Raw genomic sequence first — 19,097 nt, forward strand, 5'->3', positions numbered from 1 at the left:
AGTAAGTACGTTATTTGAACTTGAGTACAAATAACGGTATTATATTTATTTTAAACAATACTTTTAACGACTTCCTTTTTAGCCGCTTTTACGGTTCCGTCGAAACCTTGTACCCCACCAACAGTAGTATATTTCATAACATACTTCTTACCCGGGTTGATACGCTGATAAGCCGACTGGCACATGATGGCCGCTTCGTGGAAACCGGAAAGTATTAATTTTAGTTTTCCGGGATAGGTATTCACATCTCCAATAGCGTAAATACCAGGGATATTAGTGGCATAATCATAGGAATTATCCACTTTAATGGCGTTTTTCTCGATCTCCAGCCCCCAATTTGCAATTGGCCCCAGTTTTGGGGAAAGTCCGAAAAGAGGAATAAAATTATCGGCTTCTCTCTGGATCTCTTCTCCTGAATTGTACTTAATAGTTACACCTTCCAGGTTGTCGTTTCCGTACAGGCCTTTTACTTCTGCCTCGGTAACGAGTTCTATTTTTCCAAGTTTGGAAAGTTCTGATACTTTTTCGACAGAATCCAAAGCTCCCCTGAATTCATTTCTTCTGTGTACCAGGGTTACTTCTGCAGCTACATCGGCCAGATAAATAGACCAGTCGAGGGCAGAATCTCCACCTCCGGCAATGATCACCTTCTTATCTCTGTAAACTTCAGGATCTCTGATAATATAGGCTACACCTTTATCTTCGAAGTCGGCGATATTTGGAATAGGGGGTTTTCTGGGCTCAAAAGAACCTAAACCACCTGCAATAGCTACTACAGGAGCGTGGTGCTGAGTTCCTTTATTCGTTGTTACGATAAAAGTACCATCGTCCAGCTTTTCGATCGTTTCCGCACGTTCGCCCAGGGTAAATCCGGGTTCGAAAGGTTTGATCTGCTCCATAAGGTTATTTACCAGATCGCCTGCCAATATCTCCGGGAATGCCGGGATATCATAGATCGGTTTTTTGGGATAGATCTCCGAACACTGCCCTCCGGGTTGCGGTAAGGCATCGATTAAATGCGTTTTTAACTTTAATAATCCTGCTTCAAAAACCGTGAATAATCCGGTTGGTCCTGCTCCTATTATCAATATATCTGTCTTGATCATTTTTTCCAGTATTGAATGATTATTTCTTCTTTAGTTTTGATTTATTATTTGATCAGGTCTTGTGTTACCCGATTCATTTCTTCTACTTTTTCCTCAAAATCGCCTTTCAGTGTTTTTCTGTACTGATTTAAATTCTGTACTAGCTGATTAATATCATCCGGGATGACTTCTTCAAAAAACTGACGCAGGCGTTTAGCTATCGTTGGCGATTTTCCGTTGGTGGAGATCGCTACTTTTACATTGCCTTTGGAAACGATCCCTCCCAGGTAAAAATCGCAGTACTCGGGAGTATCGGCTACATTTACCAGGATATTGCGTTCTTTGGATTCGCGATATATCTGTTTGTTCACTTCCAGATCGTCCGTAGCCGCAATGACCATTTGTTTCCCATTAAGATCCTCTTTCTCATAGGCCTTTTTAAGCAGGGCTACATTTGTGTGTTTTGCAGCAAGTGCCTTTAATTCATCTAAAAAGCGGGTTGCCACTACCAAAACTTTGGCGTTCGGACTACTTTTCAGCATGAAAGACAGTTTTTCAAGGCCTACATTCCCTCCCCCGACGATCAAAACGTCGAGTTGATGGACCTTTAAAAAAATTGGATATAATTCGTTTCTTTCCATAGCCTGCATTTTCTCTGCTTAGCGGGATACAGCAATAAGTTCGCCGTAAAATTCCTTTAGTTTATGACTTTCCCTTACCACTTCGCCAATAACGATAATGGCAGGAGAAGACAACTGTTTTTCCTCTACTACTGCTTCTATGGAGTTGATGACACCGATCCCGAGTTTTTCATTCTCGGTGGTTCCGTTCTGAATAATGGCGATCGGACATTCTCCTTTTCCTTCCTGCTGAAAGATGGATACTATCTGCGACAACTTGCTCATTCCCATCAGGATAACTACCGTTGCTGTAGATTGTGCTGCCAGAAATACGTCATTGGAAAGTTTTCTTTCGGAAGTTGTTCCGGTAACCACCCAGAAACTCTCGGCCACCTTTCTTTTGGTCAGCGAAATACCCTGATAGGCCGGTACCGCCATAGAAGACGAAATTCCGGGAACTACTTCTGTTGATATTCCAAAACCTTCTACATAATCGATCTCTTCCGTTCCCCTTCCGAAAATAAAAGGATCTCCTCCTTTAAGCCGTACAACGTGTCCGCTTTCGAAGGCATTGGAAACTATAAGCTGATTGATCTCTTCCTGAGAATAGGCGTGATAGCCTTTGCGTTTTCCAACGAATATCTTTTTGGCCTTTTTAGGCACATATTCGAGGAGTTTTCTATTGATGAGCGCATCATAGAGAACCACATCGGCTTCTGCAAGTGCTTTGGCTCCTTTTATAGTAAGCAGATCGGGATCTCCCGGACCTGCCCCTACTAATGTTAATCTGGGGTTATTATGATGTTGCATGCTCTAATTCGTTTTTTCTGTGTGCGTCTATCTTCTGATAAAAACGCTCTGCCTGATTTAAATACTCGTTTGCAAAAGCCTCTGTCGGCTCTTCACTTTTGATCTGGTATACCAGTTCTGCAAATGATCCGGATAACTCAACGATCCCTTCATTCACGAATATTTCATCAAACTGTTTTATGATCCCGGCCTGGGTATTTGTTTTCTTACCTTCGGCCACTAAAAGTGCTTTAGCCGTATTTACCAGGGAAGTATAGGAATGATAGATACTATCTGCCCATTTTTCCTGCTTTAATGCTTCTTTGGCACTGTCTATTTTTTCTTCACTTTCAAATAAAAGGGTAGCAACCAGGTCGATAACCACTCCGGCACATTCTCCTACTCCTACCGCTTTGATATAAGGTTTGCTGTGTCCCCAATCTATAAAATCGTCTTCCGTAAGATTTTCGGTATCTCCCAGAGGTTTTAATAGCTCGTAGAAATACTTCTCTCCCTTCTCATCGTAATAATCAAGGAAGGAGATCTGTCCTGCGTTAGCGATATAATCATTTAAAATCGTTCTCAGTGCTTCAGGTCCTCTTTTACTCGGTACCTTGATCACTTTATCGGCAAATCTACCCTGACCGTTACCTAATACACCTCCTCCTAAAAGGATCTGTAAGGCCGGAGCCACCAGCTTACCGGATTTGATAGACATTCCCTGGAACCCGATATGCGCCATATTATGCTGGCCACAGGCGTTCATACATCCACTGATCTTGATAGTAACATCTTTGTTATCTATAAAGGCGGGATATTCTGCTTTAAGAACATCTTCCAGTTTATCTGCAATTCCCGTACTACTGGCAATTCCCAGGTTACAGGTATCTGTTCCGGGGCATGCTGTGATATCGAGAATGGTATTGTATCCTTTATCTGTAAAACCAAGGGCTGTTAAAGCCTCGTAGAAAAACGGCAATAACTCTTCCTTCACATAAGGGATCAGGATATCCTGACGCAGTGAAAGTCTAAGCTCATTTGCTGCGTATTTTTTGGCTAATGCTGCCAACGCTCTGGCTTTATCCGTATAAAAATCTCCAAGTTTTACCTTGATCCCGATAGCTACAAAACCTTGTTGCTTCTGTGGAATAACATTTGTCTTTTTCCAGGCTTCATAGGTTTCCTGATCTTTAATAGTAACCTGAGGCACATCTATTTTCCCCAACTGCTCCAGATTAGCTTCAAAACCTGTAGTATCTATAGGGTAAGATTGATGTGAAAGGGCTTTTTGCTCTTCCTCTACCAATTGAAGGAAAGCTTCCAGGCCTATATCCTTGATGAGGAATTTCATTCTGGCCTTTAAACGTCTGGCTCTTTCTCCGTTCCTGTCGAAAATACGAAGTACCCCTTCGGTAAAAGGAATGATCTTATCTTCTTCCAGGAATTCATAAGCAACATCGGCATGACGGGGTTGAGACCCCAGACCACCACCTAACATTACTTTAAATCCGCGTTTCCCGTCCTTGATCTTAGCAATAAAACCAAGGTCGTGTATATAACTCAGTGCGGTGTCCTTTTCATCTGATGAAAAAGATATCTTGAATTTTCTTCCCATTTCCTGGTTTACAGGGTTTCTGAGGAAGAATTTAAACATAGCATCAGCATAAGGAGAAACATCAAAAGGCTCTTCCCTGTCTATTCCGGCAGTTTCACTGGCAGTAATATTTCGTACTGTATTCCCGCAGGCCTCACGCAGTGTTACATCATCTCGTTCTAACTGGGCCCAAAGCTCAGGAGTTCTGTCCAGGCTTACATAATGTATCTGGATATCCTGACGGGTGGTAATATGCAAACGCCCCGTTGAGAATTCATCTGAAACATCCGATATTCTAAGAAGCTGATCCCCGGTTAATTTCCCGTAGGGTATCTTGATACGGATCATCTGAACCCCTTCCTGGCGCTGGCCGTATACACCTCTTGCCAGACGAAGGCTTCTGAATCTTTCCTCGTCTATTTTACCCTCATTAAATAAGCGGATCTTCTTTTCTAATTCGATAATATCTTTCTCAACTATCGGATTTTCAATTTCTGTTCTGAAGCTTTGCATAATAATCTAGTTAATCTATAGATTTATAGTATTTTGACGCTAAAGTAAACTTTTAATAACATATACACCCTATGTTTTATCAAATTTTAACTAATTAAGGCCTGATTGAGATCATTTATAACATCGTCCGTATGTTCCAGACCAACAGATACTCTTACCAAACCATCGGTAATGCTGACCTGAAGCCTGTCTTCTTCGGAAAGTTTGCTATGTGTAGTGGAAGCCGGGTGAGTAACAATAGTTTTTGTATCCCCCAGATTTGCTGATAGAGAGCAGAGTTTAATACTGTTTAAAAACTTCCTTCCGGCCTCTATTCCTCCTTTAATTTCAAAGGCCACGATATTCCCACCGAGCTTCATTTGCTTTTTGGCAACCTCGTATTGAGGATGGGATTTCAGGAAGGGGTATTTTACCCAATTTACAGAAGGGTGAGCCTCCAGGAATTCTGCTACTTTTAAGGCATTCTCGCAATGTCTTTCTACTCTTATCGCCAGGGTTTCCAAACTTTTGGAAAGCACCCAGGCATTAAAAGGAGACAGTGCCGGTCCTGTGTTTCGCGAAAAGAGATAGATCTCCCGAACAAGATCGGATCTTCCTACGGTAACACCTCCGAGTACTCTTCCCTGACCATCTATTAATTTGGTAGCCGAATGTACAACCAGGTCGGCACCCAGTTTGATCGGATTCTGTAAATAAGGAGTGGCGAAACAGTTGTCTACAATAAAAATAAGATTATGCTTTTTGGCAATTTTTCCAAGCAGTTCCAGGTCCAGGATATCCACTCCGGGATTGGTCGGAGATTCGGCATAGATAACCTTGGTTTCCGGACGGATCAGTTTTTCTATTTCCGCTTCACTGGCATCTACCTTAAAATATGTGGTCTCTATATTCCACTTGGGCAGATATTTAGTAAAGAGCGTATGGGTAGATCCGAAAACCGCCCTGGCAGAAAGGATGTGATCACCGCTATCCAAAAGTGCTGCAAAGGTCGAGAAAACCGCTGCCATTCCCGTGGCAAAGGCATATCCGCTTTCGGCTCCTTCCATTTTACAGATCTTGTCTACAAATTCGGAAGTATTCGGGTTGGTAAAACGGCTATAGATATTCCTGATCTTCTCTTCCGTAAAAGACGCCCTCATATCTTCGGCATCTTCAAATACAAAACTGGAGGTTAAATAGAGCGGACTGGAATGCTCTAAAAAGTCTGTCCGCTCCAAATGTGTTCTTATTGCTTCTGTTTCAAATTGTTTACTCATAATTGTTTTCCGTTTAGAATCACATCAAATGTGATACTGATATTTTTATCAAGTGATTTGGAAACCGAACAATATTTGTCAAAACTCAATTGTGCGGCTCTTTTTGCTTTTTCTTCTGTGATATTTCCTTCCAGAAAGACTTTGGTGTGAATACCGGTAAAAGGAGTGGCATCTTCTATTTTCTCTCTCTGTCCTTCTGTTTCTACGTGATAAGAGGTGATCTCCTGCCTTTGTTTTTTAAGGATGGATACGATATCTATCCCGCTGCAACCTGCAACTCCCATCAACAGGATCTCCATTGGGCTTGCTCCTTTAACTTCTCCTTCAGCCTTACTTTTATTATCGATCAGTACTTTGTGTCCGTTTTCATTTTTTACTTCGAAAAGAAAGTCGTCGTCGATTCTGTCTAAATATATTTTCATGTCTAAAATTTTAAATGTTTATAATCGGTACAAGGTAGTAAGATGTCTTTAAAAAGAAGCTGATTTAAGTTACCTTCCTGCCTCCGTGCCTCAAATTTTATATTATTTGTTATTTTTTTCCGCCAATCTTAAGATATCACCGAAGACTCCCCGGGCGGTTACCTGTGCTCCTGCACCTGCTCCCTGTATGACCAGGGGTTGTTCTCCATAGGATTCGGTATATATCTCGAAAATTGAGTCGGAGCCCTTTACCTGTCCTAACGCACTGTCTCCCGGAACCGATTCCAGTTTTACTTCCAGCAACCCGCCATCCTCTCTGGAAAGGTCTCCCGAAAGATCCCCAACATATCGTAACACATGATTGCTTTCCTGTTTTTCTTTTATCTCATGATATACATCATCGAGTTCATCTATTCTGGATAAAAATTCTGTTACTTCTCCATTTCGCAAATTTTCCGGGATCAGATTGTGGATACTGATATCGCCAAACTCGCTTATCAGGTCGAGTTCCCTGGCAAGGATCAGCAATTTTCGTCCCACATCATTTCCACAAAGGTCCTCTCTGGGGTCGGGCTCCGTATACCCCCTGGAGATAGCATTTTCCAGCACCTCACTAAAGCTGATATCTTCTACCGAGAAAGTATTGAACAAATAACTTAAAGAGCCTGAAAACACCCCTTTTATACGGGTAATATTCTCTCCCGAAAGATGAAGGAGCTTGATCGTATCTATCAGAGGTAAGCCCGCTCCCACATTGGTCTCATACAGATATTCCTTCTGATTCAATCGCAATTGCTCTCTCAGGTCTTTATAAAATCCGTAATCTATGGTATTTCCTATTTTATTTGCCGAAACCAGATCGAATCCGTTCTCAATCAGATCGGTGTAGTGATAAACAAAATCCTCGCTGGCGGTAACATCTACCGCTATCAGATTTTCCAGGTGATGCTTTTTAGTATAGCTGATAATATCTTCCAGGCCGTAATTAATCGCCTTTTTATCAAAATCGGCGGTCCAGTTCTCGGAAATACCGTCCTTATTCAGCAATACTTTTTTTGAATTGGAGATCGCAAAAATGTTCAGGTCAATATTTTTTCTTCTCAATACTTTTTCCCTGCTTTCATTGATCTGTTCTATCAGCGTCCCTCCGATCAGGCCTTTCCCGAAAACGGCAATATTAACACGCTTGGATATTCCGAAGATCTCTCCGTGAATAACATTTACGGTTTTTCTCAGATCCTTCTTGTGGATCACCAGGCAGACATTCTTTCCCGAAAGGGTATTGTTGATCAATATGGGTTCGATATCGTTCTTTACCAAAGAATAGAAAGCATTGTGAAAGGTCTTCAGGTCCTGCCCTACGGTAGAGATAATTACCACTTCATTGTTAAAAGTTATACCGTGAACATCCTTTTTCTCTATATCGCTTTCAAACTCCTGCTCCAGGGTTTCCTTTGCCCGAGCCGCATCTGCTGTTTTAATAATAAAGCCTATGGCGCGTTCCGAAGATCCCTGGGAAATAATATTAACACTAATGTTCTCTCTTGACAGGGAATTAAAGATACGGGCATCTATCCCCACTTTTCCCAGCAGTCCCTGCCCTTCAAAATTAACCAGGGTCACATCATTAATTACATTGATAGATTTTATCCCCTTCCCGTTATTTTCTGAGGAGATAAGTGTTCCTTCATTCTCCGGATTAAAGGTATTCAGTATCCTTAGCGGAATATTTTTCTCAATTAAGGGAACGATCGTCTTTGCATGCAGGATAGATGCGCCAAAATTAGCCAGCTCATTGGCTTCCTGAAAACTCAGATGGGTGATCTTTTTTGCATTGTGCACCCATTCCGGATTGGCGGTGTAAATCCCGTTTACATGCGTATAATTCTGAAACTCCTCCGCATCCAGGTAGTTGGCAAGCAGAGAAGCCGTATAATTACTTCCGTTCCTTCCAAGAGTAGTTGTTTCCCCTTCCTGATCGGAAGCGATAAAACCGGTGACTACTGCTATCGCTCCAGCTTCCAGTTTTTTAAAGTGATCCCTGATATTCTTGCGAGAGACAGCTTCAAAAGGCTGAGCATCTCCGTGGTTCTTATTGGTGATGATCAGTTTCCTGGTATCGGTCAACTCGGCTTTGAGTCCGTTTTCTTTCAAAAGGATCGTTACCACCTTAACCGATAGCAATTCACCCTGAGAAAGTACTTTGTCTTTTACCTTATTACTGTAATCCCCTAGTAACTGAACCCCTTCAAAAATGCGTTCCAACAGGTCGAATTCCTCTTCCAGACAGATATTGTCACAAGGGTCTAGCTGATACTCCTTGAACGCCCTGAATTCCTCACTAAAGCTTTTTCCGTTTTTAGCCAGTTCCAGGATGTTTTCCAGTCTGTCGGTACTATCGCCCCTGGCAGATAGCACCACTACCACCTGTTCTCCGCTTTGGTGTTTGTTCTTCAGGATACTGATCACCTGTTTTAATCCGTCTCCATTAGCAAGGGATTTTCCCCCGAACTTAATGATCTTCATTTCTAGTTTTTTATTAGTTCTGTATCAAATACATCCGACAACAGCTCGGACAGTTGTTTAAATTCTATTAAAAATGCATCGTGCCCGTGAACAGACTCGATAACGCTGTAATACACATTCTTTTTTAGCTGAGAGAGCGCCAGGAAAGCTGCCTTATTCTCTTCTGCCGTAAAAAACAGATCGGAATCTACCGCAACGATATATATGTTCGATTTTATACGGGAGGCTACTTCCAGAAAACTTCCCCCGTCTTTGGTAATATCTATAGTTGCCAGCAACTGATTCAACAGTTTATAGGAGGCCAGCTCAAATCGCTCCTCTAGTTTTTTTCCGTGATGGAGCAACCAGCTTTCCACATTATACATATTCAGCTCTGAATTCAGGCTTCTTCCGAATTTCTCTTTAAAAGATTCGGGAGTACGATAGCAGAGCATTGCATGTAAACGGGCATCGTGAACCGGATTGGAAGAGTTAAGCAGGATCTGCTCCTGAATCCTGCAATTTGCGATCAGCCAGTCTGTCGATTTCCAGTCGGATGCCACAGGAATGAGGTTTTCTATCAGATCGGGATAAAGAGCTGCCATTTCCCAAGCTATTCCCCCGCCGACCGAACCTCCGATCACCGCAAAGAGCGAATCGATATTTAACTGTTTAAGCCCCAGGGCAAATATTTCTGCAATATCCCGGGCCGTAAAATCTTTATAACTTTCAATCAGGAAATTATCGTATCCGTTACCCGGAACGTTAAAGGCGATGACCGTATAGTTTTCGGTATCTATTAGTTTGTTGGCTCCTACAAGTTCTTTCCACCATCCGAACCGGCCGGTCACCTCGGAGTTTCCGGTCAGGGCGTGATTCACCAAAACCACGGGAGCTGTCCCCAGTTCCCTGCCATAAACATGGTAGGAAAGGGGTATACTGATATAAACCACACCACTGTGTGTTTTAAAATCTGTTATTTCTAAATGTTGAAGTTCGCTTTTCATCACAATCACTATTTAAAATCGATTGTTATCAGAAAAGCATTTACGGGAAGTAAATTACACTGTGTTATCTTTCCAAAAAATGGTAGAATGTAGCACCTTCTTTATAGAATAAAGGGTTGCTAAGGCTTCGACGGGTCTATTCCCTCTGCCTTTCTTAATAACAATCAAAATGTATCAGAACTTTTGAAGCTGCAAATTAATACAATAATTTTTTACCTCACAAGTGTTTTTATATTAATTAAATATTAAATGCTTCTTTCACCTTATCTACATAGTCCAGTTTTTCCCATGTAAATAACTCCACTTCTTTCTCCACTCTTCCACTGTACGGAGAATCAAAAACCTTGGTTACCATCCTTGGTTCTTTCCCCATATGCCCATAAGCTGCAGATTCCTGGTAAATAGGGTTACGCAACTTAAGGCGTTCCTCTATGGCAAAAGGTCTCATATCGAAGATCTTTGCTACTCTATCTGCAATTTCTCCGTCGTTCATATCCACTTTGGCAGTTCCGTAAGTATCTATAAATATAGATGTAGGCTCTACCACCCCGATCGCATAACTCACCTGTACCAATACCTCATCGGCTATACCGGCAGCTACAAGGTTTTTGGCAATATGACGGGAAGCATAAGCAGCACTTCTGTCTACCTTACTCGGATCTTTTCCACTAAAAGCACCACCTCCGTGGGCTCCTTTACCACCATAGGTATCTACGATGATCTTTCTTCCGGTTAATCCGGTATCTCCGTGAGGACCTCCAATTACAAACTTTCCGGTTGGATTGATGTGATAATTGATCTTATCGTTAAACAATTCCTGAACATAGGCAGGAAGTTTAGCAATAACCCTCGGCATAAGGATCTCAATAATATCTTTTTTGATCTTAGCCAGCATTACATCATCATCGGCATCAAAAGGATCATGCTGCGTAGAAACCACAATAGTATCTATCCTCTGCGGAGTATTGTCATCACTGTATTCTATAGTTACCTGCGATTTAGCATCCGGTCTCAGGTATTTGATCTCGTTATCTTCTCTTCTCAGAGCTGCCAGTTCCTGCAGGATCTTATGAGAAATATCTAAAGCAAGAGGCATATAGTTAGCAGTTTCCTTAGTTGCATAACCAAACATCATTCCCTGATCTCCTGCACCCTGTTCTTCTCTGCTTTCACGATCTACACCCTGGTTAATATCCTGAGATTGTTCGTGTATAAGAGAGACTACTCCACAGGAATCCCCGCTAAACTGATACTCTCCCTTGGTATATCCAATGGTATTGATCACTTCACGGGCAATATGCTGCACATCCAAATAGGTCTTACTCTTCACCTCTCCGGCCAGTACCACCTGTCCTGTGGTAACCAGGGTCTCACATGCTACTTTACTCTGTGCATCAAACGCTAAAAAGTTATCTAATAATGCGTCACTTATCTGGTCTGCCACTTTATCCGGATGTCCTTCACTTACAGATTCGGATGTAAACAAATATGCCATTTATCTTAAAAAAATTAAATATTCAACAATTAGGTAGATTTGACGATGGGACTTAAAGAAGTTTACACTGCTTTAGCATTTTATTCAGGTTGAGTCCTCCTCAACCACAGAGGTTGCAATCAGTCAAATCTTTCCTCTCAATTTTAACTCTGCAAATGTAAAAAAATGTTTTGTTTTGGAGTACCCTTTAACAAATGTTTTCCTTTTTAATACTATCGGAATATATTTTGTTGAATTCTTAGCAGCCGGAGCCAACCGAATTAAATTATAATTATCTTGTGCTAATTATTTTTTAATCCGTTAATCAAATGTCAAAGTTTAAGTTATTAGCAGCATTAATTTTTGCAATACCTCTACTTGCAATTGCTCAAGATAAGAAATCAACTAAATGGGATATTTCCAATCCCGAAGGGAACTGGAACTTCAAAGATGTTCCCCTTAACACCAACGAAGGTACCTGGATGAATCTGGATGTAAGTCCGGATGGAAAACAGATCGTTTTCGATCTTTTAGGGGATATCTTTATTATGCCGGTTACCGGCGGAAAGGCGAAAGTCCTTCGTCAGGGACTTCCTTTTGAAGTACAACCCAAATTCAGTCCGGACGGTTCTAAAATTTCCTTTACCAGCGACGCCGGTGGTGGAGATAATATCTGGATCATGAATACAGACGGTTCTAATGCAAAGCAATTGACAAAAGAGAACTTCAGGCTTTTGAATAATGCAGTCTGGGCAGCAGATGGAAATGCCATTATTGCCCGTAAGCACTTTACTTCTCAGCGTTCTCTGGGAGCGGGAGAAATGTGGATGTATCACCTGGGAGGCAGCCAGGGGATCAAACTGACCAAAAGAAGGAACGATCAGCAGGATGTAAACGATCCAAGTGCTTCACTTGACGGAAAGTATTTGTACTATGCAGAAGATGTATATCCGGGAGGATTCTTCCAATATAACAAGGATCCCAACAAGCAGATTTACACTATAAGACGATATGATTTTAAAACCGGACAGAACTCTACCATAACAGGAGGTCCGGGAGGTGCAGCCAGGCCTGTTGTTTCCAGGGATGGAAAAAAACTGGCTTTTATAAAAAGAGTACGTACCAAATCGGTATTGTTTATTCACGACCTGGAAACAGGTGAGGAATGGCCGGTTTATGATACATTGAATAAGGATCAGCAGGAAGCCTGGGCTATTTTCGGAGTATATCCTCATTTTAGCTGGATGCCAAATAATGAAGAACTGGTATTCTGGTCGGGAGGAAAGATCCACAAGGTAAATATCAACACTCAGGCGGTTAGCAATATTCCTTTTGAAGTAAACACTACTATAAAGATTGCCGATGTCGTTAAATTTGACAATCCGGTATGGCAGGACAAGCAAATTGCAAAGATGATCAGACATTCCGTAACCTCTCCGGATGGGAAAACACTGGTCTTTAATGCTCTTGGGCATCTGTGGAAAAAGAGATTACCTAACGGAAAGCCACAGCGTATAACTTCGGCAAGTGATTTTGAATCGGAGCCAAGTTTCTCTCCCGACGGAAAAGATATCTTATTCGTAAGCTGGAATGATGAAGAATTAGGTGCAATTCACAAAGTCTCACTTTCCGGTGGGAACGCAGTAAAACTCACATCTGAAAAAGGTATTTACAGGACACCGGTCTATTCTGCAGACGGAAAGACCATCGTTTATGTAAAAGAATCCGGGAATAACGATCAGGGAAGAATATTCACCAAAAAATCCGGGATCTATACCATGTCTTCTTCCGGAGCAGATATCAAAAAAGTTACCAGTGAAGGGGCTTTTCCAAGTTTCAGTGCTGATGGAAAACGTATTTTTTATCAGACAGGCGGATATTATTTCGGGAACCTCACCAAAAGCCTTAACAGTGTAAACAGGGATGGAAAAGACAAACGCGTACATATAAAATCTAAATATGCCAACCGACTTGTACCGAGTCCGGATAACAAATGGATCGCTTTTTCATTATTACACAAGGTATATCTGGCACCCCTGGTAATTACCGGGCAAACCATAGACCTTGACAACAACAGTAAAATACTTCCTATTGCACAGGTAGCTAAGGATGCAGGGATCAGTCTGCACTGGTCTGCCAACAGCAAAAAGATCCACTGGACCTTGGGAGATGAATACTTTACGAATACCGTTTCGGACCGCTTTAATTTTAATGACGGGCAACCCAAGGAATTGCCGGCTATTACCGAAAAAGGTGTGAAGGTCAATCTGGAATATAAAACAGATAAGCCTGATGGGCGTATTGCTTTTACGGGAGCCAGGATCATTACTATGGAAGGCGATGAAGTTATCGAAAACGGAACCATCGTGATCAATCAGAATAAAATAGAAGCCATCGGAAAGGCTTCCGAAGTTAATGTTCCTTCCAATGCCAAAGTATACGATGTAAGCGGAAAGACCATTATGCCCGGAATTGTTGATGCTCATGCTCATATCGGGGCTTTCCGTTACGGACTGAGCACGCAAAAACACTGGCAGTTTTACGCTAATCTGGCGTTCGGAGTTACTACGGCTCATGACCCTTCGGCCAATACCGAAAGCGTTTTTGCCCTGGCAGAGCTTCAGAAGAGCGGAAATACGGCCGGACCAAGGTTATATTCTACCGGTTTTATCCTCTACGGAGCTGACGGCGATTTTAAAGCCGTGATAAACAATCTGGACGATGCCAGGTCTGCTATCAGACGTACCAAGGCCTTCGGAGCACAATCTGTAAAAAGTTATAACCAGCCCAGAAGAGAGCAACGCCAGCAGGTACTGCAGGCAGCAAGAGAATTGGGAATTAATGTAGTTCCCGAGGGAGGATCTACCTTCTATACCAATATGTCGATGATCATGGACGGGCACACAGGAATAGAGCACAATATCCCTGTGGCGCCGCTTTACAAGGATGTTATCACTCTCTGGGGGAACAGTAAAACCGGTTATACTCCTACCCTTATCGTTAATTATGCAGGAATGAGCGGAGAATATTACTGGTATCAGACAAGCAATGTCTGGGAAAACGAAAAACTCCTGAAGTACACACCAAGAAGTATTATTGATGCCAGATCCAGGCACAGGACTATGGTTCCGCTGGAAGAATATGAGAACGGACATATCCTGACCTCCAAAATGGTTAAGAAATTAAGTGATGCCGGTGTAAAGGCAAATCTTGGGGCTCACGGACAGCTGCAAGGCCTGGGAGCACATTGGGAACTGTGGATGCTTCAGCAGGGAGGTATGTCCAACATGGAAGCCCTTCGCGCAGCTACCATTAACGGAGCAGATTATATAGGTGCGGGGAAAGAGATCGGATCCTTAAAAGCAGGAAAACTGGCCGATCTTATTGTATTGGATAAAAATCCGCTTGAGAATATTCAGAATACGAATAGCGTAAAATACACTATGGTTAACGGACGACTTTACGATACGGAAACCATGGATGAAATAGGTAACGAACCTAAAAAACGAAGCAAGTTTTACTGGGAGAACAACAAATATAATGCATCATTCCCATGGCACGAGCAAACACAGAGCTTTACCGCTCCGCACTGTAGCTGTGATGCTGCCAGACATTAATAAAAGAATAAAATGAAGATCAGGAAATTCTATATTCCCGCATTGCTTTTGCTTCTCGGTTGCGGACAGGAAACTAAAACGGAGGTTGATCTTTTGATCAGCAATATCAATATAGTGGATGCTGAGAATGCAGAGATCAAAGCTTCTCGAAACATAGGAATAATAGGCGATTCCATCGCTTATATTGATGACAGTACACGAGAATTCAATGCCAAAGAACGCATTGACGGCAGTGGCAAATATCTTATCCCCGGGCTCTGGGACAATCACGTTCATTTTAGAGGAGGGGACAGCCTTATACAGGCCAATAAGAATTTCCTGAAATTATTTATAGCAAACGGTATTACCGGGGTAAGAGATGCAGGGGGAGATCTGACCCCTGCTGTTCTCTCCTGGCAAAGCGATATTGCCAAAGGAGATCTCACAGGACCGGTAATTTTTACCTCAGGCCCGAAATTAGATGGCCCCAACCCAACCTGGGCGGGATCTCTGGAAGTTGAAAGCGCAGAAGAGATCAACAAGGCTATTGATTCGCTGGAATCCCTGAATGTGGATTTTATAAAGATCTACGACAGCAGGATCTCGCGAGACGCCTATCTGAATATTCTAAAGGAAGCTAAAAAACGTCATATAACCACTTCAGGGCATATGCCATTTACCGTATTACTGGAGGAAGCAGTGGAAAACGGTATAGGTTCTATCGAGCATCTTTACTATGTTTTAAAGGGTTGCTCTACCCGTGAAAAAGAGATCACCGATGCGGTAATAAAAGGAGAAATGGGTTTCTGGGATTCTTTTGAGGCTTTAATGGCCAGCTACGATCCTGAAACAGCTGCTCAGGCTTTTGCCCGTCTTAAGGAAAACAACACTCATGTGGTTCCTACTTTGCATATCGGAAGGATACTGAGTTATCTGGATGAAGACGATCATCAGAATGACGAATACCTCGGCTATATACATCCGGGTATAATTAAAACCTATGAAGGACGGATTAGAAGGGCTTTAAATGCCAGTCCCGAAGCAGTGGAAAGACGCAAAAGGCTTCAGCAGATGTTTATTGACCTGGTTCCAAGGCTTCATTCTGCCGGGGTAAAAATACTTGCAGGATCAGACTGCGGGGCTTTTAACTCCTATGTCTATCCGGGTGTTTCACTTCACGGAGAGCTGGAAGAAATGGTAAAAGCCGGACTGACCCCTGCACAGGCATTGATGACCTCTACCTATAACGGTGCTGGTTTTCTGGGGAAGGATGCACAATACGGACAAACCAAAACCGGGAAAAAAGCAGATCTTTTGATCCTTGAGGCTAATCCTCTGGAAGATATAAAAAACACAAGGGCCATTGAGTATGTAATTCTGGGTGGGCAGACTTTGGACAAAAATGAGCTTGAGGAAATGACCTCATCCCTGGAAAAAGCAAACAAATAGGCTGCCGCGGGTAAACATTTATGGCTTTTCCCGACCAAAGCTCTAACAACCCGATAGCTCATGCTATTTTCTAACGAACTACATCATGTCTGAAAACAGAAAAGGATTTGATATTCTCCACGACGGATCCGTTAACAAATCTACCGGTTTTACCAACAAGGAAAGAGATGCCCTGGGTTTAAGGGGGCTCTTACCACATGCGGTATCAACTCAGGAATTACAGGAAAAAAGAATGCTTGCAAGTATGCGCCGCAAGGCATACGATATTGAGCGCTATATTTTTCTGTCTACCCTGCAGGACCGGAATGAGAAGTTGTTTTACCAAATGGTCATAAACAACATTGAGGAGATCATGCCCTTGATCTATACCCCTACTGTAGGGCAGGCGTGTAAAGAATTCTCTCATATTTTCAGACATTCCAAAGGATTTTATATCACCCCGGAAGACAAAGGCAATATCAGGAATATTCTGGATAACTGGCCGGAAAAAGATATCCGTGCCATTGTGGTAACAGACGGGCAGCGAATTTTAGGGCTTGGCGACCTGGGAGCCAACGGGATGGGGATCCCGATCGGGAAACTGGCACTGTATTCGGCCTGTGCAGGGATCCTGCCACATCAGTGTTTACCCGTTATGCTGGATGTAGGAACGAACAATGAAGAAATTTTAAATGATATCCTTTATCTGGGATACCCGCATAAGCGAATAGAAGGCGATGATTATTTTGAGCTGGTAGAGGAATTTGTCATGGCGGTTCAGGATAAATATCCGAGGGCACTTATTCAGTTTGAGGATTTCCTCACACCAAATGCTTATGCCCTTCTCAATAAATACAAGGAAAGAGTACTTTGTTTTAACGATGATATCCAGGGAACGGCAGCTGTTACACTTTCGGGTGTCTATGCATCTACCCGCATTACCAAAAAGAAATTTTCGGATCTGAAGATCATGTTCCTCGGGGCCGGATCTGCAGCAACCGGAATTGCAGATCTGATGGTAGCTGCCTTCGAAGCAGAAGGCCTTTCCAATAAGGAAGCTCGTGAAAAGCTTTGGTTTGTAGATCTCAACGGACTGGTAGTAAACGGCAGGACCGATCTTATGCCGCATAACCTTCCATATGCACATGATCATGAATCCCTGAATTTCCTGGATGCTATAGACAGTATCCAGCCGGACGTGCTTATCGGGGCAACCGGAGCACCCGGTACTTTTACCAAAGAAGTTATAGAAAAAATGAGCGCTATTAATGAGCGCCCCGTAATATTTGCTTTGTCCAACCCTACTTCAAGGGCCGAATGTACAGCAGAACAGGCATATGAATGGAGTAAGGGAAAAGCGGTATTTACCAGCGGGAGTCCGTTTGATCCTGTAGATTATCACGGGCAGCTTTTCAGACCCGGACAGGGAAATAATGCATATATTTTTCCGGGAATAGGCCTGGGAGCAATCTGCTGTAATGCAAGTACCATTAATGATCCTATGTTCCTGACTGCCGCAAGAACGCTAGCAGACCTGGTGGAGGAAGAGGATATTGCACACGGTACTTTATACCCGCCCCTTAATGAAATACGAAATGCATCGCTGGAAATTGCGGTAGCTGTTGCCGAAAAAGCCTATGAAATGGGATTGGCAAGAGATGAGAGACCGCAGGACCTGAAGAAGGTCATAGCAGACTATATGTACGATCCCAGCTATTAATAAAAAACACAAAAAGGCATAACCAACCAATGAAAGCAATTATTTACGAAGAATTCGGAGGAGAGATAAAAGTAAAAGATGTTCCCTATCCTGAGCTCAATGACGAAAGCGTGATCATAAAAGTCATGGCTACCGGGATCTGCAGAAGTGACTGGCACGGATGGATGGGTCATGATAAAGATATTGTACTTCCTCATGTTCCGGGGCATGAACTTGCCGGTATTGTGGAAGAAACCGGAAAACTCGTTAGTAATTTCAAAAAAGGCGACAGGGTAACCCTGCCTTTTGTATGTGGTTGCGGGCATTGTCATGAATGTCATACCGGGAATCAGCAGGTTTGCGAAAATCAGTTTCAACCCGGCTTTACCGCCTGGGGATCCTTTGCCGAATATGTAGCTATTGATTATGCCGACCTGAACCTGGTTAAAATTCCGGATGCTATGTCTTTTGAAACCGCGGCGAGCCTGGGTTGCAGATTTGTAACTTCGTTCAGGGCCATTGTAAAACAAGGTGCACTGGCTCCGGGAGAATGGGTGGCCGTTCACGGATGCGGAGGTGTCGGGCTTTCTGCCATTATGATCGCCGAGGCTATGGGTGCAAAAGTGATTGCTGTTGATATCTCGGATGAAAAACTGGATTTTGCCAAAACGGTAGGAGCACATGAGGTGGTAAATGCACAAACAACACCGGATGTGGTCAATGCGATTAAATCCATTACCGATGGAGGAGCACATGTTTCAGTTGATGCCCTCGGGAGCAAGGCAACCTGTCATAACTCTATTTCCTGCCTGAGGATCAGAGGGAGGCACGTGCAGGTGGGCCTAATGGCCGGAACCGAGAGTTCCCCGGAGATCCCCATGGGAAAGGTAATAGCTCATGAGCTGGAAATTAAAGGGAGTCACGGAATGCAGGCATATGAATATCCTTCCATGCTGAATATGATAGAAAGCGGAAAACTCCAACCCCAGAAATTAATCGGGAAAACCATTAACTTAGAGAAAGGGGTTGAAGTATTGAAAAATTTGAATCATTTTAAAGGTACCGGAGTTACTGTCATTAACGATTTCAGCTAATCTTTTCCCTCTAAA

11 protein-coding genes, 1 pseudogene and 1 riboswitch are annotated in these 19,097 nt (G+C 42.8%); of the genes and pseudogenes, 4 read left to right on the top strand and 8 right to left on the bottom strand.

Translation table 11 applies throughout. The features are described from left to right. Positions 1-50 precede the first annotated feature (50 nt). From GWK08_RS03655 to metK, 8 genes and pseudogenes are all read right to left on the bottom strand, one after another. Positions 51-1,106 carry an NAD(P)/FAD-dependent oxidoreductase gene (locus tag GWK08_RS03655; RefSeq protein ID WP_163605541.1) on the bottom strand — a complete coding sequence of 352 codons (1,056 nt, stop codon included), beginning with the start codon at positions 1,104-1,106 and terminating at the stop codon, positions 51-53. 44 nt (positions 1,107-1,150) lie between these two features. Then, positions 1,151-1,726 carry a precorrin-2 dehydrogenase/sirohydrochlorin ferrochelatase family protein gene (locus GWK08_RS03660; protein WP_163605542.1) on the bottom strand — a complete coding sequence of 192 codons (576 nt, stop codon included), beginning with the start codon at positions 1,724-1,726 and terminating at the stop codon, positions 1,151-1,153. An 18-nt stretch (positions 1,727-1,744) separates the two neighbouring features. Continuing rightward, a complete protein-coding gene (gene cobA, locus GWK08_RS03665; RefSeq protein ID WP_163605543.1) occupies positions 1,745-2,515 on the bottom strand; it encodes a uroporphyrinogen-III C-methyltransferase in 771 nt (256 codons plus the stop codon). Continuing rightward, a complete protein-coding gene (locus GWK08_RS03670; protein ID WP_163605544.1) occupies positions 2,502-4,601 on the bottom strand; it encodes a HEPN domain-containing protein in 2,100 nt (699 codons plus the stop codon). Before GWK08_RS03670 ends, cobA begins: the two co-directional genes overlap by 14 nt. A gap of 86 nt (positions 4,602-4,687) precedes the next feature. Beyond that, a complete protein-coding gene (locus GWK08_RS03675) occupies positions 4,688-5,857 on the bottom strand; it encodes a trans-sulfuration enzyme family protein (RefSeq protein ID WP_163605545.1) in 1,170 nt (389 codons plus the stop codon). Then, on the bottom strand, positions 5,854-6,279 hold the full coding sequence (locus GWK08_RS03680) for an OsmC family protein (RefSeq protein ID WP_163605546.1): 426 nt from the start codon (positions 6,277-6,279) through the stop codon (positions 5,854-5,856). The genes GWK08_RS03675 and GWK08_RS03680 overlap by 4 nt, the downstream gene beginning before the upstream one ends. A 102-nt stretch (positions 6,280-6,381) precedes the next feature. After that, positions 6,382-9,791 (bottom strand): annotated as a pseudogene (thrA, locus tag GWK08_RS03685) (bifunctional aspartate kinase/homoserine dehydrogenase I). A 61-nt stretch (positions 9,792-9,852) separates the two neighbouring features. Further along, a riboswitch (SAM riboswitch) is annotated at positions 9,853-9,955 on the bottom strand. Positions 9,956-10,029: 74 nt separating this feature from the next. Continuing rightward, the gene (gene metK / locus GWK08_RS03695) at positions 10,030-11,286 is read right to left on the bottom strand and encodes a methionine adenosyltransferase (protein ID WP_163605549.1); all 1,257 of its coding nucleotides are present in this window, start codon (positions 11,284-11,286) and stop codon (positions 10,030-10,032) included. A 308-nt stretch (positions 11,287-11,594) separates the two neighbouring features. On the opposite strand from metK, the gene GWK08_RS03700 reads away from it, so the two are divergent. The 4 genes from GWK08_RS03700 to GWK08_RS03715 all read left to right on the top strand — a co-directional run bounded on the left by GWK08_RS03700 (position 11,595) and on the right by GWK08_RS03715 (position 19,082). Further along, positions 11,595-14,882 carry an amidohydrolase family protein gene (locus GWK08_RS03700; protein WP_163605550.1) on the top strand — a complete coding sequence of 1,096 codons (3,288 nt, stop codon included), beginning with the start codon at positions 11,595-11,597 and terminating at the stop codon, positions 14,880-14,882. Between the two features lie 12 nt (positions 14,883-14,894). Further along, positions 14,895-16,310, top strand: a complete 1,416-nt coding sequence (locus GWK08_RS03705) for an amidohydrolase family protein (RefSeq protein WP_204335992.1) — start codon at positions 14,895-14,897, stop codon at positions 16,308-16,310. An 85-nt stretch (positions 16,311-16,395) separates the two neighbouring features. Then, the gene (locus GWK08_RS03710) at positions 16,396-18,009 is read left to right on the top strand and encodes an NAD-dependent malic enzyme (protein ID WP_163605551.1); all 1,614 of its coding nucleotides are present in this window, start codon (positions 16,396-16,398) and stop codon (positions 18,007-18,009) included. 29 nt (positions 18,010-18,038) lie between these two features. Beyond that, positions 18,039-19,082: a zinc-dependent alcohol dehydrogenase family protein gene (locus GWK08_RS03715; RefSeq protein ID WP_163605552.1), complete on the top strand. Its 1,044-nt coding sequence runs from the start codon at positions 18,039-18,041 to the stop codon at positions 19,080-19,082. The last annotated feature ends 15 nt before the right edge of the window (positions 19,083-19,097 follow it).

The organism is Leptobacterium flavescens (genome assembly GCF_010671605.1).
Lineage (GTDB): Bacteria > Bacteroidota > Bacteroidia > Flavobacteriales > Flavobacteriaceae > Leptobacterium > Leptobacterium flavescens.